This window comes from Streptomyces capitiformicae (assembly GCF_002214185.1).
Classification (GTDB): Bacteria; Actinomycetota; Actinomycetes; order Streptomycetales; family Streptomycetaceae; genus Streptomyces; species Streptomyces capitiformicae.
Window position 1 is genome coordinate 4031207 of the sequence record NZ_CP022161.1, and the last position, 23496, is coordinate 4054702.

Below are 23496 nucleotides of genomic sequence, written 5' to 3' on the forward strand. Positions count from 1 at the left end.
TGACCTGCGAGGTTACATTCGTGCAGCCCTGCGAATGCTTTGCTCGCGGATTATGCGAGAGGTATTGACGCCGGTCACCGGATCTTTATCATCTCATCCAGCTCGCTCGACATTTCGACATTTGTTCGACATGGCGAACACGCCAGGGCCGCGCCGCACCGACAACCCGGACAGCCTCCGACGGGCGCCGACCAGAACCGCTTGCTCCAGGATCCCGAGGTCCCCATGCACAGACAAAGTTTCAGCCGCAGACATCCGTCTGCGGTGCTCGCCGCCGCGGTTGCGGCCCTGGCCGCGCTGGCGGCGATGCTCGTCGCCACCCCGGCCGAGGCAGCCACCACCAGCGCCGTGCGCGGTGTCGCTTCCGGCCGGTGTCTCGATGTGTCGGGCGCCAGCCAGGCCGACGGCACGAACGTGCAGATCTGGGACTGCCATGGCGGGACCAACCAGCAGTGGACGCTGACGGACAGCAACCAGCTGACCGTGTACGGCAACAAGTGCCTGGATGTCCCGGGCCACGCCAACACGGCCGGTACCCGGCCGGTGATCTGGTCCTGCAACGGCGGTACCAACCAGCAGTGGCGGGCGAACGCCGACGGCACGATCGTCGCCGTGGAGTCCGGGCTGTGCCTCGACGTCAGCGGCGGCGCCACGGCCAACGGCACGGCGGTGCAGCTCTGGAACTGCACCGGCGGCAACAACCAGAAGTGGACCGGCCTGTCCGGGGCGTCCAACTCGTGTCCTCTTCCGTCGACGTACCGGTGGACCTCCACAGGTCCGCTGGCGCAGCCGGCGAACGGGTGGTACTCGCTGAAGGACTTCACCACCGTGACGTACCAGGGCAAGCACCTGGTCTACGCGACGAACGCCACGTCATCGGGATGGCGCTCGATGATGTTCAGTCCCTTCACGAACTGGTCCGACATGGGCTCGGCCACCCAGACCCAGATGAACCAGCTCGCGGTGGCGCCCAGACTGTTCTACTTCGCGCCCAAGAACATCTGGGTGCTGATCTCGAACGGGTGGGGTACCAACTGGAAATTCACCTACCGCACGTCCAGCGACCCCACCAACCCCAACGGCTGGTCCGCGCCGCAGGAGCTGTTCAACGGCGACCTCCCCGTAGGCGGCCCGATCGACCCGACCATCATCGGCGACGACCAGAACATGTACCTGTTCTTCGCCAATGACGCGGGCAGCATCTTCAAGTCGACCATGCCGATCGGGAACTTCCCGAGCAGCTTCGGCACGTCGTACACGACGGTCATGAGCGACACGGAGGACAAACTGTTCGAGGCGGTGGAGGTCTACAAGGTCCAGGGCCAGAACCAGTACCTCATGATCGTCGAGGCAAAGGGTACGAACGGGGCGCGCTACTTCCGCTCGTTCACCGCCTCCAGCCTGAACGGTCCGTGGACCGTGCAGGCCGGCACCGAGAGCAGCCCCTTCGCGGGCAAGGCCAACAGCGGTGCCACCTGGACCACCGACATCAGCCACGGTGACCTGGTCCGCAACAACCCCGACCAGACCATGACCATCGACCCCTGCAACCTGCAGTTCCTCTACCAGGGCAGGGACCCCAACGCGAACGTCCCCGACTACCTGCAACTGCCGTACCGGCCGGGCCTGCTCACCCTGCAGCGCTGACCAGCCTGATCCACGGTGATCGCGATGTGGTGCGGTCCGCCGACGCGTAGACGAGCCGTCTACGACGGGGGCGACTCCACCCGCTGACCGATACCCACCACCTCGAGGAACCCCAGCCGCGCGTCGGCTGGGGTTCCTTCTCTTTCGCGGACTTTCATCACGGCGAGGAGGACCGGCGGGGCACTGCTGACCGTCGTACGTCAGTACGTCGAGAACCAGCAGCGCCCCGTAAGCTGAGATCAACAGCGCGGATCCATGCTTCAAGTCAAGGTCAGAGCATTTTTGAGATGGCCTTCACCTCCGCCCTGAAGGGTGGGAGCACCGGCCAAGATCAAGGAGTTACCTCGCGTGTCCTCCCTCTTCCCCGCCCTGGCAGGCACCCCGGCGCCCCACCCCGCCCTCCGCTTCGGCGACCGCTCCCTGACGTACGCGGAACTCGCCACCGCGGCCGCCGCGCTCGCCCCCCGCCTGCGCGACGCGGGCCGCGTGGCGGTCTGGGCGACCCCGACGCTGGAGACGGCGGTCGGTGTCGTGGCCGCCCTGCTGGCCGGAGTCCCCGCCGTACCGCTCAACCCGAAGTCGGGCGAGAGCGAGCTGGGCCACATCGTGAGGGACAGCGCACCCACCCTGACCCTCACCGCCCCCGGCACCGAACTGCCAGCCGCGCTGGGCGAGTTGGAGCGCGTGGACATCGACGTAGAAGAACTACGGGGACAGGGCGGGCCTCACGCCTTCGAGGACATCTCCCCGGACTCCCCCGCCCTGGTCGTCTACACCTCCGGCACCACCGGCCCTCCCAAGGGCGCCGTCATCCCCCGCCGCGCCATCGCCACCACCCTCGACGCCCTCGCCGACGCCTGGCAGTGGACCGAGGACGACGTACTGGTCCACGCCCTGCCCCTCTTCCACGTACACGGTCTGATCCTCGGCATCCTCGGCCCCCTGCGGCGCGGCGGCGCGGTCCGTCACCTCGGGAGGTTCGACACGGAAGGGGTGGCCCGGGAGCTGTCGTCCGGCGCGACCATGCTGTTCGGCGTCCCGACGATGTACCACCGGATCGCGGAGGCGCTCCCCACCGACCCGGCACTGGCGAAGGCGCTGGCCGGCGCCCGGCTGCTCGTGTCCGGCTCGGCCGCGCTTCCCGTGCACGACCACGAGCGGATCGCGGCGGCGACCGGCCGCCGGGTGATCGAGCGGTACGGCATGACGGAGACGCTGATGAACACCAGCGTCCGCGCGGACGGCGAGCCCCGCGCCGGTACGGTCGGAGTCCCACTGCCCGGCGTGGAGTTGCGGCTCGTGGAGGACGACGGCACGCCCCTCACGGCGTACGACGGCGAGTCGGTCGGCGAGATCCAGGTCCGCGGCCCGAACCTCTTCACGGAGTACCTCAACCGCCCCGACGCGACCGCCGCCGCGTTCACCCCGGACGGCTGGTTCCGCACCGGCGACATGGCGGTCCGGGATCCCGACGGCTATGTACGGATCGTCGGCCGCAAGGCCACCGACCTGATCAAGAGCGGCGGTTACAAGATCGGCGCGGGTGAGATCGAGAACGCGCTCCTCGAACACCCGGGGGTACGGGAGGCCGCCGTCACCGGCGAACCGGACCCCGACCTCGGCGAACGCGTGGTCGCCTGGATCGTCCCGGCAGACCACCAATCCCCGCCTCCCGCCGACGAGTTGGCGAGCCATGTGGCCACCCGCCTGGCCCCCCACAAGCGCCCCCGAACCGTCCACTACCTCACCGCCCTCCCCCGCAACGACATGGGCAAGATCATGAAGCGGGCGCTGCGGACCCATGACTGAACGCCTCTCCGCCCGCGGCACCATCGCCCTGGTGACAGACGACTTCACCGAACTCGAACTCGAAGCCCCCACCCCCACAAAGGAGTACGCCCCCGACGGCCCCCTCTCCTGGCAGGGCTACGACGCCTCGCGCGCACGTGCCGCCGAGCGCACCGGGGAGGAAGAATCCGTCGTATGCGGGCGGGCGACGATCGGGCCGACGGCGGCCGTACTGATCGCCTTCGAGTTCGGCTTCCTGGGCGGCTCGCTCGGCGAACGCACCGGAGACCGCCTGGAGTCGGCATACGCGTACGCGCGCGAGCACCGCCTCCCGGTCGTCTCGCTCATCGCGACCGGCGGCAGCCGTATGCAGGAGGGCATGCGCGCCCTCACCCAACTCCAGCGCGTGGCCCGCCAGTCGGCACTCACCCGCGAGGCGGGCCTGCCTCAGCTCGCCGTCCTCCGCGACCCGACGACCGGCGGCGGCTGGGCCACCCTCGGCGCCGGCGCAGATGTGATCCTGGCCCTCCCCGCCGCCCAGGTCGGCTTCGCCGGCTCCCGGGTCCGCCCGCCCGACGCGGACCCGGCGGCGTACACCGCGGAGTCGCAGGTGGCGACGGGCGCGGCGGACGCGGTCGTACATCCGGAGGACCTACGGCCTACGCTGACCCTGTGGCTGGAACTCCTCACCAACCCCGCCACGGAACCGGCTCCCCCGCCCCCCGCCCTGTCCGCGTCCCCCACCCTCCCCGCCACCGGCCGGGAGGCCGTGGAACGCGCCCGCGCCCCTCGACGCCCCCGCGCCGACGCCTACTTGGACGCCTACTTCACCCGCCGTACGACCATCAGCGGCGACCGCGTCGGCGGCGGCACCGACCCGGGCATGCTCTGCGGCTTCGGCGAACACGACGGCCGGACGATCGCCTACGCCGCCCAGCTGGGCACGCCCACCCGCCCCGCCGGCTACCGCACAGCCACCCGCCTGATCCACCTGGCCGACCGCCTGAACATCCCCGTCCTCACCCTGATCGACACCCCCGGCGCCGCGAACGACGCCGAAGCGGAACGCCAGGGCGCGGGCACCGCCATCGCCGCCCTGTTCACCGCCGTGGCCACCGCCCGCACCCCCGTCACCACCCTCCTCATCGGCGAGGGGGGCTCCGGCGGCGCCCTCGCCCTCGCCGCCCCCGACAACACCTGGGCCACCCCGGACAGCTACTTCTCGGTGATCGCCCCGGAGCTGGCAGCCGCCATATTGAAACGACCGGAGGAACAGATCCAGGCAACGGCGGACGAGCTGCGGCTTCGACCGCAGGATCTGGTGGAACTGAGGGTCGTACGGGGCATCAGCGGCCCGCTGGGTGGGGCATGACGGGCATGACCGGCATTACCGGCCCGACGGCCGGAACGTGAGCGAGACACGGCCGCCGCCACCAGGAACCACCCATCCAGCGGCACCCCACCCGGCCCACCCCAACAGGCACCCGCCCCGCCCCGGGACACACGATGCAAGGGAACCAGGGAACCGGGGATCCGCCGACCGGCGGCCCGTACGGTCCGTGTCTCGGAAGGATCCGCCGCCATGACCGCCATGACCGCCATGACCGACAGTCTGGAGCAGTTGCGCCGCTGCCATTTCGCCGTTGACCTGGGGGCGGCGCGGACCCGGGTGTATGTGAAGGGCGCGGGTCTGGTCGTGGACCAGCCGAGCGTCGCCGCCGTGAACACACGGACGGGCGCGCTGATCGCGGTCGGGGAGTTCGCGGAGCGGATGATGGGCCGGACGCCCGACTACATCAGGGTCGTGCGGCCCGTCTCCGGCGGCACGGTCGTCGACATCGAGATGGCCCAGCGGATGTTGCGCCAGCTGCTCGGCGACAAGGTCCGCCGCGCACTGCGCCGCAAGCCCGTGCTGCGCGCCGCCGCCTGCACGCCGCACGACGCGGACCCCCTCGCCCAGCGCGCCACGATCGAGACGCTGGTGGGCCTCGGCGCCCGCCGCGTGGAACTGGTCGACACCCTCATCGCGGCGGCGGTCGGCTGTGGCCTGCCCGTGGAGCAGCCGGAGGCCACCATGATCATGGTCTGCGGTGCCGCCGCCACCCAGCTGGCCGTCCTCTCCCTCGGCTCGGTCGTCAACGCCGTACGCATCCCCGTCGGCGGCGAGGCCATCGACCAGGCGATCGTGCAGCACCTGCGCCTGCGCCACGAGCTGACCCTGCCCAGCCAGTCCGTACGGCCGCTCCAGCTCGCCCTCTCCGGCAACGGCCTCACCCCGCACGGGCCCGAGTCGACGGAGATCCACGGCCTGGACGTGGCGACGGGGCTGGCCCGTTCCGTCCAGGTGGACACAGCCGCCGTGCGCGACGCCATCCAGACCCCCCTCACGGCCGTCGTCGACGGCATCGGCAAGGTGTTGCGCGACTGCCCGCCCGACCTGGTGGCCGACCTCGCCGACCGGGGCATCATGATGGTCGGCGGCAGCGCCCTCCTTCCGGGCTTCGACCAGATGCTGCGGCACGCCACCGGCATGCCGGTCCACATCGCCGAACGCCCCGACGTGTGCGCCGCCCTGGGCGTCGGCGCGATGCTGGAGGGCCGCATCGCCCCGATCTCCCTCTACTCGTCGGACAACCGCACCGACCCGCTGGACGACCGCACCGACCCGCTGGACGACTGAGCAGAACGACGTCGCCAGACCTCTGTGAGCCCCCCCGTGCCCCGTCGAGCATATGTTTGCCTCGTTTCGGTACAACTCTGCCGACGCTAGGGTGAGTTGATTGACGACCGCGGCCACGGAGGTGAGCGCACGGATGGCTGGGCCCGTGAGCCGGATCGGCATCACCGGACACCGCAACATCCCGGACGCCGCCCTGTCCGCCGTCCGCTCCGGCATCCGTACGGAGTTACAGGGCCGCCCGGCCGCCCGGGCCCTGAGCAGCCTCGCCGCCGGCGCGGACCAACTGTTCGCGGAGATCGCCCTGGACTGCGACATCCCGCTGACCGCCGTCATCCCCGGCATGGACTACGAGACCCATCTCGGCGACGACGAGGTGCGGGCGTCGTACCGCCGGCTCCTGAAATGCTGCGCCGAGCGCGTGGAACTGCCGTACGAACGCACCCACGACGAGGCGTACTACGCGGCCGGCCGCTACATCGTCGAGCACGCCGACCGCATGGTCGCCGTCTGGGACGGCGCCCCGGCCCGCGGCCTCGGCGGCACGGCCGACATCGTCGCCTACGCGCGCCGGACGGGCGTACCGGTGACGGTGCTGTGGAGCCCCGGAGTGCGCCGTGCCTGATCCCCACCAGGTCGACTGGCGCCCCGTCAGGATCCGAACCGCACGAGCCAGTCCGTGTGTTGTGGCGAGGCCAGCCGCTCCGCCTCCGCCACCGCGTCCGCCCACCCCTCCTCCGTGACGGTGGTCCCCATGGCGATCCGGAGCGTGTCGAGGTCCTGTTCGATGAGGGAGTGGGCGTACGTCAGCGGGCGGTGTCGGCGGACCTCCTGCCAGGCGACACCGGCGGCGGCCGCGGCACTGAGTACGCCGGTGGGGTCCCAGCGGCTGCCGATCGCCCCGACGGCCCTGAGGACGGCGGTGAGCAGGGCCAGCGAGGTCAGCATGGTCGTCACACCGGACCAGCGCACGGACGCCCGGTGGGCCTGCCCGGCCTTGCTGCCGTACCAGGTGAGTTGCTCCACGACCCGGTCGCGGAGGTAGATGTCGCGCCGGGCGGCGAACGGCTTGGCGCGTACCTCCCGCATCCTCCCGGTGATCTGTCCGAGGCCCAACTCGGCGGCGCTCTCCCGCGAGTCCTCCCACCCCACCTTCCGCAGTTCGCTGAGGCGTTCCTCCAGCCGTTCGGCGAACAGGGCGTCGGGGTTGCGCAGACGGGAGTGAAAAGGGCCGCCGTGGACCATGTACTGCCACGCCAGCGACTTGATCACCTCGGCGGCGGCCCGGTGCGCCTGCCAGTGGGCCCGGGCGCGGCGGCGGGAGGCGTAGACGCCGATCACGATCGTCAGGGCGTAGAGAACGGCGGCGATCCCCGAGGGGATACGGCTGCCCACCCGCTCGGCGAGCGAGGCGGTCGCGGTGGCCAGCAGCAGGACGACCAGCTGCGTACGGACGACTCGGAAGGATTCACCTTGATGGGCCAGCGCCTTCTCATCGCTGACGCGGAACAACGGGGGGAGATCGCGGTCGCTCACGGTGGTGCTGGGGCCGGGCGACGACACCATGCAGGACCTCGCGGATTCAATGGAATTGACAACCGAGTCATGCTCTCGTCAATAACAGAATGGCACCACACCGCCTCTCTGTCGGCGGCGCATTCCGTCACAGTCGAGGACAGAGGGTGGTCCCCCACCCCTGAGCGGAGAGACGAGACAGCCCATGAGCAGCCTCTTGATCATCAACGTGACCCGCCCGGAACACAGCACGCCGCCAGCCACCAGGAGGCTCGCCCGGCTCACGGCGATCGGCACGAGCGCGCCGGGCACCCTGCGGTCGATCGCGCGGGTGACGGACCTTCCCGGACGTCCCCACAGGTCGGCTGAGTTCACCTCGACCATCTAGCAGTTTCCACTGCCGACGGAGTCAACCAGCCGATCAGTCAGGGAAGTTGGTGTTCCATGGGTCTTCCGGTGACCGACCCGGCGCATGGACTGCGGGAAGTGACGGACTCCCAGGCTCAGCGGTCCATCCAGCAACTGGTCCTCAAGATCCACAGTCGCTGCGACCTCGTCTGTGACCACTGCTACGTGTACGAGCACGCGGACCAGGGTTGGACAGTCGGCGTACGACGGCGCCCCGGCCACCGGCTACGACGTGGTCCACCACAGCTTCCAGGAGTTCGCCGACCACCCCGGCGTGCGTGCCCGGCAACTCGGACTCGACAGGGCTGAGGGGTCCCCCCTCCTGGCGCTGTTCGGCAAGCGGCTGCGCACGGCGTACGAGATGCTGGACGGGCGCGAGCCCGGTTGGCGTGAAAACGTCAACGCGTCGCTCGCCACCACGATCACCCCCCTGGCGGCGGGCTCGGGACTGCGGCTCGGCTCACACGGGCCGGGCGCGCTCGGAGTGGCCGTCGACTTCGAATCGGAGGAATTCGTGCGTCAACTGCCCCTGCTGGGAAGAAGGGCCAGACTCACTGCCCTGCGCGAGGTCGTGGATCTGCACGTGCCCGGCAGCAGCGCCGGACGGCTACTGGATGAGGCAAGCGAACAACTGGGCACGTCCGCAGCCCGCCACGACGCCGAGGCGCCGGCGCGGGCCGGGCGGACCCTGGACCGGCTCGCTGCCCTCGCCCCGGGCGAACTCACCGAAAACGGTGCCTACTTCGCTGACGAACTGACCCGGGAGTGGACGAGGCTCCATGGCTGACCCGACGCGGCTGCGAGATGCGGTGGGCACGTTGGGGATCCGGGTCGGCGGGGTGCTCATGGTGCACGCGTCCCTAGGTGGAACCGGCCTCGCTCCCGGCGCCGTACGCGACGTCCTCCTCGACGCGCTGGGCCCGCGCGGCACCCTCGTCGTGCCGGCCTTCACGCCGGAGAACTCCGACACCTCCCCCGCGTACCACCGGCTGACCGAAGGGATGAGCGAACGGGAGAAGGCCGAGTTCCGGGCGTCGATGCCGCCCTTCGAGCCGGATGCCTCCCCCTGCCCGACGATGGGCGCGCTCGCCGAGTGCGTACGGACCACGCCCGGTGCGGTCCGCAGCCTCCACCCGCAGACCTCCTTCGCCGGGCTCGGGCCCCGGGCGGCCGAGTTGCTCGCCGATCACGACCCGTACTGCCATCTCGGCGAGCGCTCGCCCCTGGCCTCGCTGTACGCGGCCGACGCTCAGATCCTGCTGCTGCGGGTCGGGTTCGAGGTGTGCACGGCGTTCCATCTGGCCGAGTACCGGATGTCCGCGCCGCCAGTGCGGACTTACCGCTGTGTGGTGAAGGCGAGGGGCAACTGGATCGAGTACGAGGATCTCGACCTGTGCGACCAGGACTTCGGCGAGATCGGGGCTCGGCTTCCGCGTGGTCTTGTCACTGAGCGGGAAGTGGCAGGAAAGGCCACAGTGCTCCTCCAGATGCGCGACGCCGTCGACGCGGCCCGTGAACTGATGTCCAGATATCGCGGACAAAATGGCGTGAACCAAACCAACGGGTGAAGGTGGCGTTAAGGCACATTGTTGGCGATCCCGGACTCGCCGGCCTGCGAGCTGAACCTGGCGGCCGACCTGTTCGCTGACGACCAGCGTGAAGAGGCGCTGCGGGCGGCGCAGGCGGCGCTGGGGGAGTACAAGAGGGTGGCGGGCGAGCAGCACCCGTACGCCCTGCCGCGCTCAACAACCTCGGCATCCACCAGTGGGCCTGCGGGGAGGCCGACGAGTCGGAGGCCCTGTTCCTGCGGGTCGTGCAGCGCATGACCGAGGTCCTGGGCGAAGGGCACCCCCACACCCTGTTCGCGCGCGCCAGCTACGCCAACGTGCCGGCCGAGCGGGGCCTCGTCGAGGAGGCCTGAGCGCTGGAGGAGCCGGCCCGCAACATGCTCAAGGAGATCCTCGGCCCCCAGCACCCCGAGACCTTCGCCGTCATCAGCAACTCCGCGCTCACACTGCGCGCCCTCGGCCGTGAGGAGGAGTCCCACCGCCTCCGCGAGGCCACCTTGACCGACCTACGCCGCCTGAGCCGCCAACTGGGCGAGGGCAACGGCATCACCAGCCTGGCCCTCCGGGAACGCCGGATCTACCGGGACCTGGAGCCACTGGCGGTGTGAGCGTCCCCGCCCGCGAGTCCGCCAGGACGAGGTGAGCGCGAGCGCGTCGTCAATCCAGCCGTACTGCGAGGTCCGCAGCGCCTCGACGCTTGGTCACGGCTTCGCCGGCGCGCCGCATGAGGAACTCCGGACGACCAACTCCCATGTGACGCGCTCGACTTCACGGCTCGCTGCGGCACGAATACGGCTCACGCCACGTGAGCGCCATGACCTACACGCGTCTTGACTTCACAGGACCTCCACGTCAGATTCGAGACTCCGCACCACATCCGGGATGCAAGTAGTCAAACACCCCCGGGGAGCAGCACGGATCAGCACGGCCACCCATCCCATCGCCAGGCTGGAGCGACCTGCATGCCCAAGAGCGCGGATCCTGACAGACGTACGGCCGCACCGGCCGGACGTACGACCGCACCGGCCGGGCCTTCGCGGCGCCGGGTGCTCGGTACCGCCGCGGGGGCGGGGGCCGTGTTCGCGGCCGGTGGGCTCACGGGCACGGCCGACGCCGCCGCCCCGCCCCTCCTCGGCACCTACGACGTCGTCGTCATCGGCTCCGGAGCCGCCGGGATGACCGCCGCGCTGACCGCCGCCAAGCGGGGCCTGAGCTGTGTGGTCGTGGAGAAGGCGCCGACCTTCGGGGGGTCGTCGGCACGGTCGGGGGCCGGGATCTGGCTGCCGAACAACAGTGTCATCAAGGCCGCCGGGGTGCCGGACACCCCCGCCAAGGCGGCCCAGTACCTCGCGGCCGTGGTCGGTGACGACGTGCCTGCCGACCGGCAGAAGGCCTTCCTGGACCACGGGCCCGCCATGCTCTCCTTCGTCATGGCGAACAGCCCGCTCCGGTTCCGCTGGATGGAGGGGTACAGCGACTACTACCCGGAGCTGCCCGGCGGGCTGTCGAACGGCCGCTCCATCGAGCCCGACCAGCTCGACGGGAACCTCCTGGGCGACGAACTGGCCCGGCTGAACCCGTCGTATCTGTCCACTCCGGCCGGCATGGTCGTCTTCGGCGCCGACTACAAGTGGCTCGCCCTGACCGCCGTGAGCGCGAAAGGGCTCGCCGTCGCCACCGAGTGCCTCGCGCGGGGGACGAAGGCCGCGCTGCTCGGACAGAAGCCGCTCACCATGGGGCAGGCCCTGGCGGGCGGACTGCGCGCGGGGCTCCTCGCCGCCGGCGTACCGGTGTGGCTCAACACCCCTTTGACGGAGTTGTACATGGAGGGCGGGGCGGTGGCCGGGGCGGTCGTCACCCGCGACGGCGCCCCCGGTCTCGTACGCGCCCGGCGCGGCGTCATCGTCGGCTCCGGCGGCTTCGAGCACAACGCGGCCATGCGCGCGCGGTACCAGGAGCAGCCGGTGGGGACCGAGTGGACCCTCGGCGCGAAGGAGAACACCGGGGACGGCATACGGGCGGGGCAACAGGTGGGCGCGGCGACGGACCTGCTGGACGACGCCTGGTGGGGGCCGGTCATCCCCACCCCCGGGCAGCCGTGGTTCTGCCTCGTCGAACGCACCCTCCCCGGTGGCCTGTTGGTCAACGCGGCGGGCGCACGCTTCGTCAACGAGGCGGGACCGTACAGCGACGTCGTCCACACCATGTACGAGCGCGACACCCCGTCCGCCGCACACATCCCGGCCTGGCTGATCGTCGACCAGAACTACCGCAACCGGTACCTCTTCAAGGACATCGCGCCGACGTTCCCGTTCCCCGACGAGTGGTACGACGCCGGGGCCGTCCACAAGACGTGGACACTGGACGCGCTGGCCACCGCGATCGGCGTACCGGCGGCCGCCCTGCGCGCCACCGTCGACCGCTTCAACTCCCTTGCCCGGCGGGGCGAGGACACCGACTTCGGGCGTGGCGACAGCGCGTACGACCACTACTTCACGGACCCCTCCGTGCGGCCCAACTCCTGCCTGGCACCCCTGTGGCTGCCGCCCTACTACGCCCTCCGCGTCGTCCCGGGCGACCTCGGCACCAAGGGCGGCCTCCTCACCGACGCCCGCGCCCGCGTCCTGCGCCCCGACGGCTCGGTCATCCCCGGCCTGTACGCGGCGGGCAACGCCAGCGCCGCCGTGATGGGCCGCAGCTACGCGGGGGCGGGTTCGACGATCGGGCCCGCGATGACCTTCGGGTACGTGGCGGCGCTGGACATCGCGGACAACCTCCAGGCACCCCGAGGGCCCTTCTGATGGATCTCCGTGGAGGAATGGGTCCTTGACCGCGACGAACTGCAACGCAGGTTGCTTCACGCTCACCCTGATGATCGACGGCCTTGCACACCGCCGGCCCGACGCCCGACGCGGTTCCGGCCTGATCCCGCAGATGCGGGGACCAGGCCGGAGGGTTCACAGGTGCCGTACAACAGTCACCGTCGTAGCGTCATCTCATGGAGCGAGCCGGTAGGCGTTCATGATCGTCTCTCGCACGGTGTTGCCGCCCTTGTCCTTGAGGTCCACACGGAAGGACACGGCCTTGGCGGTCGCCGGGTGCTTCACGCTCACCGAGCGCGCCCCGTTCGCGTCGGTCGTCACGGTGAGCGGCTTCCAGGTCCGGCCGGCGTCGTAGGAGACGTTCACGGTCAGCGCGGCGACCTGCCCGGCCACGGCGGCCGCGCCGCTCACTTTCAGCGGCACCGCGAGCGTGCTGCCCGCCGGAGCCGTCCCGCGCAGGCTCAGCTTCGGCGCGAGCCGCACCGTCGACAGCGGCAGCCTGGCCGTGCCGTCCGACGCCGGCCGGGCCGAGGTGAACGTCCACACCCCTGCCACCTTCGTGCTGGTGGAGGTGTCCTCGGCCGAGCGGCTCGCCTCGACCGTCAGGCGGTACGCGGCGGAGGCGGCGGGGACTTCGGCGCTCAGCCAGTCCGTGGCCGAGCCCTCGCCGAGGATCCGCCCGCCGGATTCCAGCCGGGCGAAGCCGGTGGTGACGGTCGAGGACCCCGGGTTGCCGCTGCCGTCGTTGAACAGTGGGATCCTGGCGTCGATGTAGTCACCGGTCCGATTGGCACCTTGCTCCTCCGGGCTCCCTGCCGCGATATCGGGGCCGACCACGCCGGTGTTGAACCTCAGGGTGTGGCTGGAGCCCGGCTTGTAGGTCACCTGCTTCTTGGTGTAGATGATGCGCACCTCGTTGCGGGCGTTGAGCTGCGCGGCCGTCCAGGACCAGCGCACGCCGGCCGTGCTGAGGTAGTGCGTGGTGGCCTGCGGCAGCTTCTGCTCCTGCGGTTCCTGTATGCCGACGCTGCTTCCGAGTTCGTCCAGCGGCGTGATGTGGACCTGGCCCTTGGCCCCGGTGACGGAGGCGCCGAAGCCGAGCTTCACCTCCGCGACCTCGGCCCGGGTGACGGTGCGGGTCAGGCCGGTGAAGAAGCTCCCCTTGCGGTTGAAGGCGAGCCGGTAGTCGACGTTCTTGCCGGCCGCGCCGGGGTTCTTCCACACTCCGTGGAACTGGGCCCGCATCGTGGCGGATGCCGGTCCGAGGGCGGCGGTGCGGATCGGCGGCACCCCGCTGGTCGACCAGGTGTTGAACGCGCCCACGGAGTCGTCGGAGTAACCGACGGTGGAGGTGACGAGCTTCGCGGCCGGATCCGGGGCCTTCACGGCGAACGGCTTCGCCTTGCGGGAGTCGAGGGTGACCGTGACGTTCCCGGTCACCTGCAGAACGGGCTGGACGAAGAAGCCGAGCTCGTTGTCCTCGGCGAAGACCAGGCTCTCCAGCTGGTAGGACCCCTTGCGCAGCCGCTGGACCACCGTGCCGTTCGCGCGGTACGGGAGTTCCACGTACTCGCCGGGCTCGTCGACGAAATTGATCGTCGTCGCGTAGGTGGCCGGGTTCGCCCCGTCGGCGTCGATGTGCCGCACCGTGACGTCGTACGACTCCACCTCGCGCTCGACCACGAGACCGGTGCGCACCTGCTGGCCGTCTCCCGACGCCAGCACGGTGCCGCCGAAGACGCCGTCGAGGGTGCCCCTGCTCGTGTCGGCGGTGACGGTGGTCTTCGCGGTGCCGCCGGCCGGAACGGTGAGCCGGGTGTCCTTGACGGTGAACATGCCGGCCGGGGCGGGTCCGCCCGACGGATCGACCCCGGAGGCGGTCAGCTGCAGGGTGACGGCCCGGGTGCCGTAGTTGCGGTAGGTGAGGGTCTTGGAGACCGGCTTGTCGTCGGCGTGCGGCCAGGCCTGCATGCCGAAGCCGAGGGAGCCCGGCTCGGAGACGACCACGGCGGTGGCGGCGCGCTCCAGGTCCACCCGGCCCGCGCCCTGCTGATGGGCGTTCAGCAGCGGGTTGGGCTTGGCCGAACCGGTCAGGAGCGCCTTCAGCCGCGCTCCGCTCCAGTCGGGGTGCTGCTGGAGCACCAGGGCGGCAGCGCCCGCGACGTGCGGGGAGGCCATCGACGTGCCGGATTGCGACACGTAGCCCTCGCTGGAGGGCACGTCGCTCTGCGTGGTCAGGGCGGCGGTGATGTCCACGCCGGGGCCGGTGATGTCCGGCTTGGGGCTGCCGTCGGCGTTCGGGCCGCGGCTGGAGAAGTCGGCGATCCGGTCCTGCTTGTCGACGGCGCCGACGGTGAGTGCCGCGGGAGCGCTGCCGGGCGACCCGAGCGTGCTGGGCTCGTCGCCCGCGTTGCCCGCGGCCACCACGAACAGGGCCTTGCCGGAGAGCCGGGCGACGGCCGCCTCCTTCGGGTCGACACCCGGGGTGTCGGGGGAGCCCAGACTCATGTTGACGACCTGCGCGCCCTGGTCGACGGCCCACTGCATGCCGGCGACGATGTCCGAGGTCTCTCCCAAGCCGTCGTCGGCCAGGACCTTGCCGTCCAGCAGCTTCACGTCGGGCGCCACGCCCTTGTAGCGGCCGCCGGACTTCGCGCCGCTCCCGGCGAGGATGGAGGCCACGTGCGTTCCGTGCCCGAAGCGGTCCTTGACGTCGGGGGACTCGCTGAAGTTCTTCTGCGCGATCTCGACGCCCTTGAGGTCCGGGTGGGTCTCGTCCACGCCCGAGTCCAGGACCGCCACCGTGACGCCCTTGCCGGTGAAGCCCGACTTCCACATGGCGGGCGCACCGATCTGCGGCACGCTCTCGGCCAGGGCGGCCCGGACCTTCGCGTCCAGCCAGATGTGGGCGATGGGCCGCGCCGGGGCGGCCGTGCCGCCTGCCGTACGGGCCGAAGAGCGGCTCGTGACGGCCGCCCACAGCGCCGGGGCACCGGTCTTGGGTGCCGCGAAGGCCTCGCCGCCGACCGCGGGCAGCGCACGGCGCTCGCGGACGGCCACGCCCGCGAACGGGTCGCCGGCGGCTGCCAAGTCCCTTGCGCCGACCTGCCGGTAGCCGACGATCAGCGGCAGCGTGCTGCGACGCGTGTCGTCGTAGCCGTCCCTGACTAACTGCGCGACGTCGAACAACTGCCGGTCGAGCACGCCGTCGGCGACCAGGCGCAGCGCGTCCTGCGGGACGACGTACGTGTGGCCGGCCTCGCGCCGCAGCGAGAAGCCGATCTTCTCACGGCCCTTGCCGCGCACGAGCCGAACAACCTGACCGTCGGAGCCGACGACCACGCGGTCGCCGGTGATCAATGTGACGGTCGCCGGTGGCTTCACCTTCGCCCGGGTCTTCGTCCCGTCCTGCGCGGTGGAGCCGGCGGCTTGCGCCGACTGGCCCCCGACCGATACCGCTCCCGTGACCAGCGCCCCGGCCACTACGGCGGCCAGTGCCGCCGTTCTCGCGCGTGCTGTGGATACCACTCGCGTTTCCCCCGCCCTCGTGTGCATGCCAACGCGTTCTCCGGTATCACGCGCCTCAGCCGTGATCGGTTCTCGGAGGCGCTCGCAAATCCGGGGAGGGGAGAACGCGTGATCACCCCCGCCGACTGGTCACCGCCGCCCCGCTCGGTCCGGGATCTCGCCGACCGCCCCTGAGTCTCGGCCCCGCCCACCACCGCGTGCGGCCGTGCCCTGGAACGGATGTCCGCCCAGTACGAGCTCACCGCACGCCGCGTCCACACCTGCCGCGAGTTCCCCACAGCCCTCGCCCTGGTGCGAGCCCGGCCTGGGCGCGGCCGTGGTCCCCACCCTCGCCCTGGCCGACGCCCCACCCGAAACAGTGGACCCTCCCCACCGTCCCGGTAGCCGGGCACCGCCGCATCGCAGCGGTCCGGCGCCCGACCCGCTCGGGGCCGGAGCCTCTGTCTTGGTCAACGCCCTTCAGGAGGCCGCCATGGGCCTCGGTCTCACCCCTGTGACCGCCGGTTGAGGCGGGCCGGTTCACCTCCGGGCGCCATGGACTCAGGGGTGCCACCCGCGGGGCAGGTGCTCCCCTACCGCTTCGCGGTGGCCTGGTGGGCGAGGAGCTTCCATGTGCCGTCGGCGCGGGCCCACACCCCCAGCGAGCGATTGTCCAATTGCCTCCGTATTCCCCCCGCGCTCATACTCACGCGCATTTCGCCGATTACCACGGCGGTGTCACCCACCACGGTCACACTGTCGACGACGTGATCAATGCGGTGGTACACGAAATAGGCGCTCTCGCATTTCCCGACAAACGAATCGAGCGTATCCAGAGTGCCGCTGGAATGCGTGTAGGAGAGATCGGGATGAGCGAGTTCGGCGAAACCGTCGAAGTCCCGTTCCACGATGACGCGGAAACGGCGCCTCTCCAGTTCACGTATGACATCCGCTTCACGTATGACATCCACGTCGTCAGTCTGCACCTTCGCCGGGCGCGAGTCGTGCGCCTTTCGGCCTAGTCCGATCTGCCGAGTGCCATCCCGCCGAACAAGCAGAAAAGGCGAGGCTGCCCGACTTTCTCGACTCCTACGATCCCGTAACAGGAATGTCCTAAGTCCTGGCTCTCGAAGTCCTGGCTCTCGAAGGGAATCACCGGTGCTGAAGCGAGTCCTGCTTTCCGAGACCGATCTGCCCGACCGCTGGTACAACATCATTCCCGATCTCCCCGCTCCCCTCCCCGGCCCGCTCAACCCGGTGACGATGGCCCCGCTGCAGCCGGGGGATCTGGTCGACCTGCTCCCGCGGAAGGTCATCGAGCACGAGTTCACGCAGGACCGCTGGGTGGAGATCCCGGAGCGGGTGCGGGACGTGTACAAGATCTGGCGGCCCTCCCCGCTGGTGCGGGCGGAGCGGCTGGAGCGCGCGCTGGACACCCCGGCGCACATCTACTTCAAGTTCGAGGGTGTGTCCCCCTCGGGCTCGCACAAACCGAACACCGCCGTCGTCCAGGCCTACTACGCTGCCGAGGAGGGCGTGCGCCGGCTGACGACGGAGACCGGGGCGGGCCAGTGGGGCTCGGCGCTGTCGTTCGCCGGTGCGCTGTTCGGGCTCGAAGTGAACGTCTACATGGTCCGCGCGTCGTTCGAGCAGAAGCCCTACCGCAAGTCGCTGATGCAGAGCTGGGGCGCCCAGGTGTTCGCCTCGCCCACGCAGCGGACCGAGGCCGGGCGGAAGATCCTGGCCGAGAACCCGGACTCGCCCGGCAGCATCGGCATCGCCATCAGCGAGGCCGTGGCGGACGCGCTGAGCCGGGACGACACCAGGTTCGCGCTGGGCTCCATCATGAACAACGTGCTGCTGCACCAGACCGTGATCGGCCTGGAGGCGAAGAAGCAGATGGAGATCATGGGCGAGTACCCCGACGTGGTGATCGGCTGCGTCGGCGGCGGCTCCAACTACGCGGGACTCGCCTACCCGTTCCTGGCGGACCGGCTCAGCGGCGAACGCCCCCGGACCCGGTTCGTCGCCGCCGAACCCGAGGCCTGCCCGACCCTCACCCGCGGCAAGCTGGCCTACGACTACCCGGACACCACCGGCCTGACCCCGCCGCTGTACATGCACACCCTCGGCCACGACTTCATCCCCGGCTCCATCCACGCCGGCGGGCTGCGCTACCACGGCGACGCGCCCAGCCTGTGCCTGCTGAAGGAGCACGGTCTGGTGGAGGCCAGGGCCTTCCCGCAGACCGACGTCTTCGACGCCGCGGTGCGCTTCGCACGGAGCGAGGGCTTCGTCATCGCCCCCGAGTCGTCGCACGGGCTGAAGGCGGCGCTCGTCGAGGCGCTGGCCGCCCGTGAGGCCGGGGAACAGCGGGTCGTGCTGTTCAACATCTCCGGGCACGGCAACTTCGACCTGGCCGCGTTCGACTCCTTCCTGGCCGGGACGCTGGAGAACCCGACGGTCACGGACGAGCAGATCGCGGCGAGCCTGAGCGACCTCCCGTCCCCCGCCGCCTCGGCCTGAGGGGCGGTGGTGACCACGCGTCCCGAACTGCGGGGCACCTTCGGCGCGGTGGCCTCGACGCACTGGCTGGCCTCGGCGGCGGGCATGGCGACCCTGGAGGCCGGTGGCAACGCCTTCGACGCCGCCGCCGCGACCGGCTTCGTGCTGCAGGTCGTCGAACCCCACCTGAACGGGCCCGGCGGTGACGTACCGATCCTCCTCTTCGACGCCGCCTCGGGCCGGACCCAAGTGATCTGCGGGCAAGGGCCGATGCCGCGGGCGGCGACACCGGCGGCGTTCCGGACCCTCGGCCTGCCCCGGATCCCCGGCTCCGGGCTGCTCCCGGCCACCGTGCCGGGGGCGTTCGGGGCCTGGCTGAGGCTGCTGGAGGAGCACGGCACGATGCGCCTCGGGCAGGTCCTGAAGTACGCCGTCGGCTACGCGGCGGACGGCTACCCGGTCCTGCCGAAGGCCGCCGAGGCCATCGCAGTCCTCGCGGAGCTGTTCCGTGACGAGTGGACGGAGTCCGGCCGCACCTACCTGGTGGACGGCGCGCCGCCCCGCCCCCGCTCCCGGCTGCGCAACCCGGCGCTGGCCGAGACCTACCGGCGGATCCTCAAGGAGGCGGAGGCCGCCGGACCCGGCCGTGAGCAGCAGCTGCGCGCCGCCCACCAGGCGTTCTACGGCGGTTTCGTCGCCGAGGCCATCGACGCCCACCTGCGCGGCACCGACGTACTGGACGCCACCGGACGGCGGCACCGGGGCCTGCTCACCGGCGACGACATGGCCCGCTGGGAGCCGCGTACGGAGGCCACGGTGAGCCGCGCCTACCGGGGCCTGGAGGTGCACAAGCCGGGCCCGTGGTCGCAGGGCCCGGTCTTCCTCCAGCAGCTCGCCCTGCTGGAGGGGTTCGACCTCGCGGCGATGGGCCTGGACAGCGCCGATCATCTGCACACCGTGATCGAGTGCGCCAAGCTCGCCTACGCGGACCGGGAGGCCTGGTACGGCGACCCGGACTTCACCGACGTACCCCTGTCGGCGCTGCTGTCCGACGACTACGCCGACGACCGCCGCCGACTGGTCGGCGCCCGTGCCTCCGACACCCTGCGCCCCGGCGCCCCGGCGGGCCGGCCGCCGTGGATCCCGCCGTTGGACCGGGCGGAGCCGCCCGACGGACCGTACTGGCAGGGGCAGTTGTACGACGGGCTGCCCACCGTCGTCCCTCCGGTCGTGGCGGCGACCGAGGCCCGCGGCGACACCTGCTGTCTGACGGTCACCGACCGGCACGGCAACATGGTGGCCGCCACCCCGAGCGGCGGCTGGCTGAAGAGTTCCCCGGTGGTGCCGGGGCTCGGCTTCCCGCTCGGCACCCGGGGCCAGATGGCCTGGCTGGAGGAGGGGCACCCCAACTCCCTGGCACCGGGCAAGCGGCCCCGTACGACGCTGAGCCCCACCCTCGTCCTCCAGGACGGCCGGGCCCGGCTGGCGTTCGGCACACCGGGCGGGGACCAGCAGGACCAGTGGACGCTGGGCTTCTTCCTGGCGCACACCGACTTCGGACTCGACCTGCAGCGCGCCACCGAGACCCTCGCCTTCCACTCCGAGCACGTCCCGTCCTCGTTCACGCCCCGCACCCACCGGCCGCTCGCCGTACGGATCGAGAGCGGCCGCTCCGACGCGGTCGCGGCCGACCTGACCCGCCGCGGCCACGCGCTCGTGTCCGTACCGGACCGGTCGCTGGGCAAGGTGTGCGCCGTGGGCGTCGAACCGGGTGACGGCCTGCTGCTCGCCGCCGCGTCACCGCGTGGCGAACAGGCGTACGCGATCGCCCGATGAACCGGAAAGGATGACCGAATCCGTGTCCCTCCCCGTGGACGAAACCTCACCGCCCGGCCGCGCCCCGCGGGCCGGACTGCACCACCTGGCGGTCGAAACGGCCGACCTCGACAACTGCGTCGCGTGGTACACCGACTTCTTCGACGGCACCGCCGCCTGGACCCTCGACACCTTCTCCGGCCTGACCCGTGAACGGCTGCCCGGCATCACCCGGCTGACCGAGGTGGTGGCGGCCGGCACCCGGTTCCATGTGTTCACCCGTTCGGCCGCCTACGCCCGCCCGCATCCGGACACGCTCCAGTTCCAGCACGTCTGTATGACCGCCGCGACCGCGGAGGAGCTACGGCGGTGGCGGGACCGCTGGCACCTGCTGTTCGCCTCCGGCCGCTATGTCTTCGCCCGTCCCGAACCCCCGACGGAGATCGTCGTGGACGCCGACGGGGTGAGCAGTTTCTACGCCTACGACGTCAATGGTCTGGAGTACGAGTTCACCCACATACCGGCGGAGGCCGAGGGACGGTGAGCGCGCTGGACGGCAACTCGACCACCGGTCTGCTGGAAGCCGGGGTCGCCGAGTTCGGCGGCCGCGCCTACGGGCTCGAACCCCTGGTGCTGCCGCCCGACCCGGTGCACAGCAGCGGCGACGGTCATCTGGCCCGGCGGTACGCGGAACTCCTCGGCCCGGGTCCGGAGGCGGGTGACGAGCCATCGGGTGCTCTCGGGGCCGCGGACTCCGACGAGCAGTTGTTCTGGTTCCGCTGGATCACCGGCCACCAGCTCACCTTCATGCTCTGGCAGGAACTGGGACGGCGGGCCGCCGAGGCCGCCGTCCCTGCGCCGGAGGGGGAGGTGGCCGCGGCGGCACGGCTGGTGCGCGGCTACTCGGCGATGCTCCTGTACACGGCGTCGTGCACCCGGGACGTCTACCACCGGATCATCCGGCCGGGCATGGCGCTGCACCACCCCGCGTTCAGCGGCGCCTGGGCCCGCGACTACGGCCCCGTACGGGCGCTGCTGCGGGGGCGGCTCCCCGACGCCTGGGCCGACGGGGCCGAGGTCCTGCTCGATGAGTGCGCGCTCAACGAGACCGTGCACGAGGGCATCGCCACGAAACTGGTGCCCGACGCCCCCTCGCTGCTCCAGTCGGCGGCGGGCCACGGCCGCCCCCTGCCGCGCGATGTCCGGGCGGTCCTGTTCGACACGTACTTCCTCACCCTGCGCGCACCCTGCTCGCCCACGGAGGTCGCCGCTCAACTCCTGCGCCGGATACGGGTGGTACGGGAGGACCTGGCGGCCAACGGCCTGTACCCGGCGGCCACCACCAGCCGGGACGAGAAACCGGAGTCGCTGCGGACGGAACGGGTCGAGGAGATCGAGCGCACCGTCCCCCGGCTCCTCACCTGCATCGCACGCGACTCCGTACGGCGTTCCCTGGAAGGAAGCGGATCCCATGGCGCATGACGTGATCGTGGTCGGCGGTGGCATAGCGGGCTGTGCCGCCGCCGAGCGGCTGGCCGGTCAGGGGCTGAGCGTGTTGCTCCTGGAGCGCGGCGCGCTGGCCGGCGGGGCGACCGGCCGCAACCAGGGCGGTCTGCTGCCGAGCCCGCTGCCCGCCTGCGGCGGCCTGTTCGCCGAGGCTGTCGCCTACTACGAACGGGCCGAGCGGGAGAGCGAGGTGCCCTTCCGGTTCCGTCCGCACGGCTATCTGCTGGTCGCCGCGGACGAGGAGGGCATGGACCGGGCCCGCGGCCACGGTCACGCCCTGTCCGAGGTCGGCTTCCCGGCCCATGAGGTCGGCCCCCGTGAACTGCGGGAACTGGAGCCCGGTCTCGCTTCCGACCTGGCGGGCGCGGTGGCCGTCGAGGGCGCGCACGCCCTGCACCCGGTGCTGGCGGCCACCGCCCTGGCCGGGCGGGCCGCCCGCGCGGGCGCCGAGATCCGCACCCACACACCGGTGCGGGGCCTGACGGCGGACGGCGACCGGGTCACCGGTGTGGTCACGGACGACGGTCCGCTGATGGCGGGCGCGGTCGTGCTCGCGGCGGGACCGTGGTCGCGGAGCCTGGCCCAGCAGGCCGGGAGCGATGTGCCGGTCTTCGGGGCCCGTGGCTGGCTGCTGCGCACCGCACCCGTCACGGGCACGGTGTTCCGCCACACCCTCATGCAGTCCACCTGGCACGGCCCGGTCGGCCTGAAGCGCAACGGCCCACCGCTGCTGGCCGACGTCGCCGCCCCCGCACCCACGGCCACGCAAGTGGTCTTCTCCCTCCAGCCGTTGCCGGGCGGGGAGGTGGTGCTCGGCTCCAGCAGCGGTCCGGCGCTGCAACCCGACGACGTACGGGACGGCGAGGAGGCGGTCGCACGTATCGCGGCGGCGGCCGCCCGGCACGCCCCGGTCCTGGCCAAGACACCGGTACGAGCCGCCTGGTCGGGCGTACGTCCGATGTCCCCCGACGGCCTGCCCATGGTCGGTCCGGCCCCCGGTGCGCCGGGCCTGTGGCTGCTCACCGGCTTCGGCATCGACGGCATGCCGCTGGCCCCCGGCACCGCCCGGCTGCTGACGGAGTACCTGATGTCCGGCCGACGCCCGACGGCCGCCGAGCCGTTCGCGCCGGAACGGTTCGCCGAGGACGGCTGAGCCGAACAGCCGGGAGGCGGTGCGGGCCGGAACACCCGGCCCGCACCGCCTCACCCTTTACGGGAAATCCTCAGAGGCAATCGGCTTGGTTCACGAGGACAGTTCCTCGATCTTCGGCCCCACCAGCTCGATCAACCGCGCGGCCTCGATCACCACGGTCCGGTCGGCGCGTCCGCTGCCGCAGTACACCGTGCCCATACGGGTCACCGACGCGTCGAAGACGATCACGACGTCCGGCAGGTCGCACACGGGGCTCGCGCCGCCCGGTTCCATGCCCAGCAGGCGAAGCTCGTCGGGTTCGGCCTGCCGGAGTTTGGCGCGGGACACGCCCGCCGCCCGGGCCAGCCGGCCGTAGTTGACGCGTCCGGTGACGGGCAGGGCGGCCAGTACGAAGCCGCCGTCGGCCGTCCGGAAGACCATGGTCTTCAGTAACTGCTCGGTGGAGAGGCCGAGTTTGTTCTCGGCGTCGTCCCGTCCCACGATCGGGACGTGGTCGAGGACCGTGAAGGGCACCCCGGACTTGCGGAGCACCTCCTCGGGCGACAGGACACCGGTGGGCTCCACGGGCTGGGACGGCTGGGACAT

General features: G+C 71.3%; 20 protein-coding genes and 1 pseudogene. 17 read left to right on the plus strand and 4 right to left on the minus strand.

Annotated features, from left to right (window positions below; genetic code table 11):
* Positions 1-225: 225 nt before the first annotated feature.
* From CES90_RS17940 to CES90_RS17960, 5 genes are all read left to right on the plus strand, one after another.
* Positions 226-1647: a non-reducing end alpha-L-arabinofuranosidase family hydrolase gene (locus CES90_RS17940; protein WP_189781210.1), complete on the plus strand. Its 1422-nt coding sequence runs from the start codon at positions 226-228 to the stop codon at positions 1645-1647.
* Positions 1648-1995: 348 nt separating this feature from the next.
* Positions 1996-3456, plus strand: a complete 1461-nt coding sequence (locus CES90_RS17945) for an acyl-CoA synthetase (protein ID WP_189781211.1) — start codon at positions 1996-1998, stop codon at positions 3454-3456.
* Positions 3449-4807 (plus strand): carboxyl transferase domain-containing protein, encoded by a 1359-nt coding sequence (locus CES90_RS17950; RefSeq protein WP_189781212.1) that lies wholly within the window; start codon positions 3449-3451, stop codon positions 4805-4807. Before CES90_RS17945 ends, CES90_RS17950 begins: the two co-directional genes overlap by 8 nt.
* Positions 4808-5035: 228 nt before the next feature.
* The gene (locus tag CES90_RS17955; protein ID WP_189781506.1) at positions 5036-6115 is read left to right on the plus strand and encodes a rod shape-determining protein; all 1080 of its coding nucleotides are present in this window, start codon (positions 5036-5038) and stop codon (positions 6113-6115) included.
* Positions 6116-6248: 133 nt separating this feature from the next.
* Positions 6249-6737 carry a hypothetical protein gene (locus CES90_RS17960; RefSeq protein ID WP_189781213.1) on the plus strand — a complete coding sequence of 163 codons (489 nt, stop codon included), beginning with the start codon at positions 6249-6251 and terminating at the stop codon, positions 6735-6737.
* A gap of 26 nt (positions 6738-6763) precedes the next feature.
* Here the strand turns inward: CES90_RS17960 and CES90_RS17965 are convergent, their stop codons facing one another.
* On the minus strand, positions 6764-7678 hold the full coding sequence (locus CES90_RS17965) for a DUF4231 domain-containing protein (RefSeq protein ID WP_189781214.1): 915 nt from the start codon (positions 7676-7678) through the stop codon (positions 6764-6766).
* A 154-nt stretch (positions 7679-7832) separates the two neighbouring features.
* Here CES90_RS17965 and CES90_RS17970 point away from each other — a divergent pair, with 154 nt between their 5' ends.
* The 7 genes and pseudogenes from CES90_RS17970 to kstD all read left to right on the plus strand — a co-directional run bounded on the left by CES90_RS17970 (position 7833) and on the right by kstD (position 12404).
* Entirely contained in the window at positions 7833-8015 is a 183-nt protein-coding gene (locus tag CES90_RS17970; RefSeq protein ID WP_189781215.1) for a hypothetical protein, read from the plus strand.
* Positions 8016-8071: 56 nt separating this feature from the next.
* Positions 8072-8251 (plus strand): annotated as a pseudogene (locus tag CES90_RS51980) (hypothetical protein); the annotation flags it as partial.
* Positions 8187-8822 (plus strand): hypothetical protein, encoded by a 636-nt coding sequence (locus CES90_RS17975; protein WP_189781529.1) that lies wholly within the window; start codon positions 8187-8189, stop codon positions 8820-8822. The pseudogene CES90_RS51980 and the gene CES90_RS17975, both read left to right, overlap by 65 nt.
* Positions 8815-9603, plus strand: a complete 789-nt coding sequence (locus CES90_RS17980; protein ID WP_189781216.1) for an AAC(3) family N-acetyltransferase — start codon at positions 8815-8817, stop codon at positions 9601-9603. Before CES90_RS17975 ends, CES90_RS17980 begins: the two co-directional genes overlap by 8 nt.
* Before the next feature lie 188 nt (positions 9604-9791).
* Positions 9792-9956 carry a hypothetical protein gene (locus tag CES90_RS51625; RefSeq protein WP_332836429.1) on the plus strand — a complete coding sequence of 55 codons (165 nt, stop codon included), beginning with the start codon at positions 9792-9794 and terminating at the stop codon, positions 9954-9956.
* A 24-nt stretch (positions 9957-9980) separates the two neighbouring features.
* The gene (locus CES90_RS49655; RefSeq protein ID WP_229913625.1) at positions 9981-10211 is read left to right on the plus strand and encodes a hypothetical protein; all 231 of its coding nucleotides are present in this window, start codon (positions 9981-9983) and stop codon (positions 10209-10211) included.
* A 438-nt stretch (positions 10212-10649) separates the two neighbouring features.
* Positions 10650-12404 carry a 3-oxosteroid 1-dehydrogenase gene (gene kstD / locus CES90_RS17990; protein WP_229913651.1) on the plus strand — a complete coding sequence of 585 codons (1755 nt, stop codon included), beginning with the start codon at positions 10650-10652 and terminating at the stop codon, positions 12402-12404.
* A gap of 195 nt (positions 12405-12599) precedes the next feature.
* On the opposite strand, the gene CES90_RS17995 is transcribed toward kstD, so the two are convergent.
* Together CES90_RS17995 and CES90_RS49660 are read right to left on the minus strand one after the other, a co-directional pair.
* Positions 12600-15953, minus strand: coding sequence for a S8 family peptidase (locus CES90_RS17995; RefSeq protein WP_189781218.1), 3354 nt, complete (start codon positions 15951-15953; stop codon positions 12600-12602).
* Between the two features lie 572 nt (positions 15954-16525).
* Positions 16526-16903, minus strand: coding sequence for a nuclear transport factor 2 family protein (locus CES90_RS49660; protein WP_229913626.1), 378 nt, complete (start codon positions 16901-16903; stop codon positions 16526-16528).
* Positions 16904-17090: 187 nt separating this feature from the next.
* Between CES90_RS49660 and CES90_RS18005 the strand changes: the two genes are divergently transcribed.
* From CES90_RS18005 to CES90_RS18025, 5 genes are read left to right on the plus strand one after another with little or no spacing between them, the layout of a single operon-like run.
* A complete protein-coding gene (locus CES90_RS18005; protein ID WP_189781219.1) occupies positions 17091-18458 on the plus strand; it encodes a TrpB-like pyridoxal phosphate-dependent enzyme in 1368 nt (455 codons plus the stop codon).
* 9 nt (positions 18459-18467) lie between these two features.
* The gene (locus tag CES90_RS18010; RefSeq protein ID WP_189781220.1) at positions 18468-20273 is read left to right on the plus strand and encodes a gamma-glutamyltransferase family protein; all 1806 of its coding nucleotides are present in this window, start codon (positions 18468-18470) and stop codon (positions 20271-20273) included.
* A 10-nt stretch (positions 20274-20283) separates the two neighbouring features.
* Positions 20284-20796 (plus strand): VOC family protein, encoded by a 513-nt coding sequence (locus tag CES90_RS18015; RefSeq protein WP_189781221.1) that lies wholly within the window; start codon positions 20284-20286, stop codon positions 20794-20796.
* Positions 20793-21734 carry an L-tyrosine 3-hydroxylase gene (locus tag CES90_RS18020; RefSeq protein WP_189781222.1) on the plus strand — a complete coding sequence of 314 codons (942 nt, stop codon included), beginning with the start codon at positions 20793-20795 and terminating at the stop codon, positions 21732-21734. Before CES90_RS18015 ends, CES90_RS18020 begins: the two co-directional genes overlap by 4 nt.
* Positions 21724-22911: an NAD(P)/FAD-dependent oxidoreductase gene (locus CES90_RS18025; protein ID WP_189781223.1), complete on the plus strand. Its 1188-nt coding sequence runs from the start codon at positions 21724-21726 to the stop codon at positions 22909-22911. Before CES90_RS18020 ends, CES90_RS18025 begins: the two co-directional genes overlap by 11 nt.
* Positions 22912-23001: 90 nt before the next feature.
* Here CES90_RS18025 and CES90_RS18030 read toward each other — a convergent pair whose 3' ends face one another.
* Positions 23002-23496, minus strand: coding sequence for an aminoacyl-tRNA deacylase (locus tag CES90_RS18030; protein WP_189781224.1), 495 nt, complete (start codon positions 23494-23496; stop codon positions 23002-23004).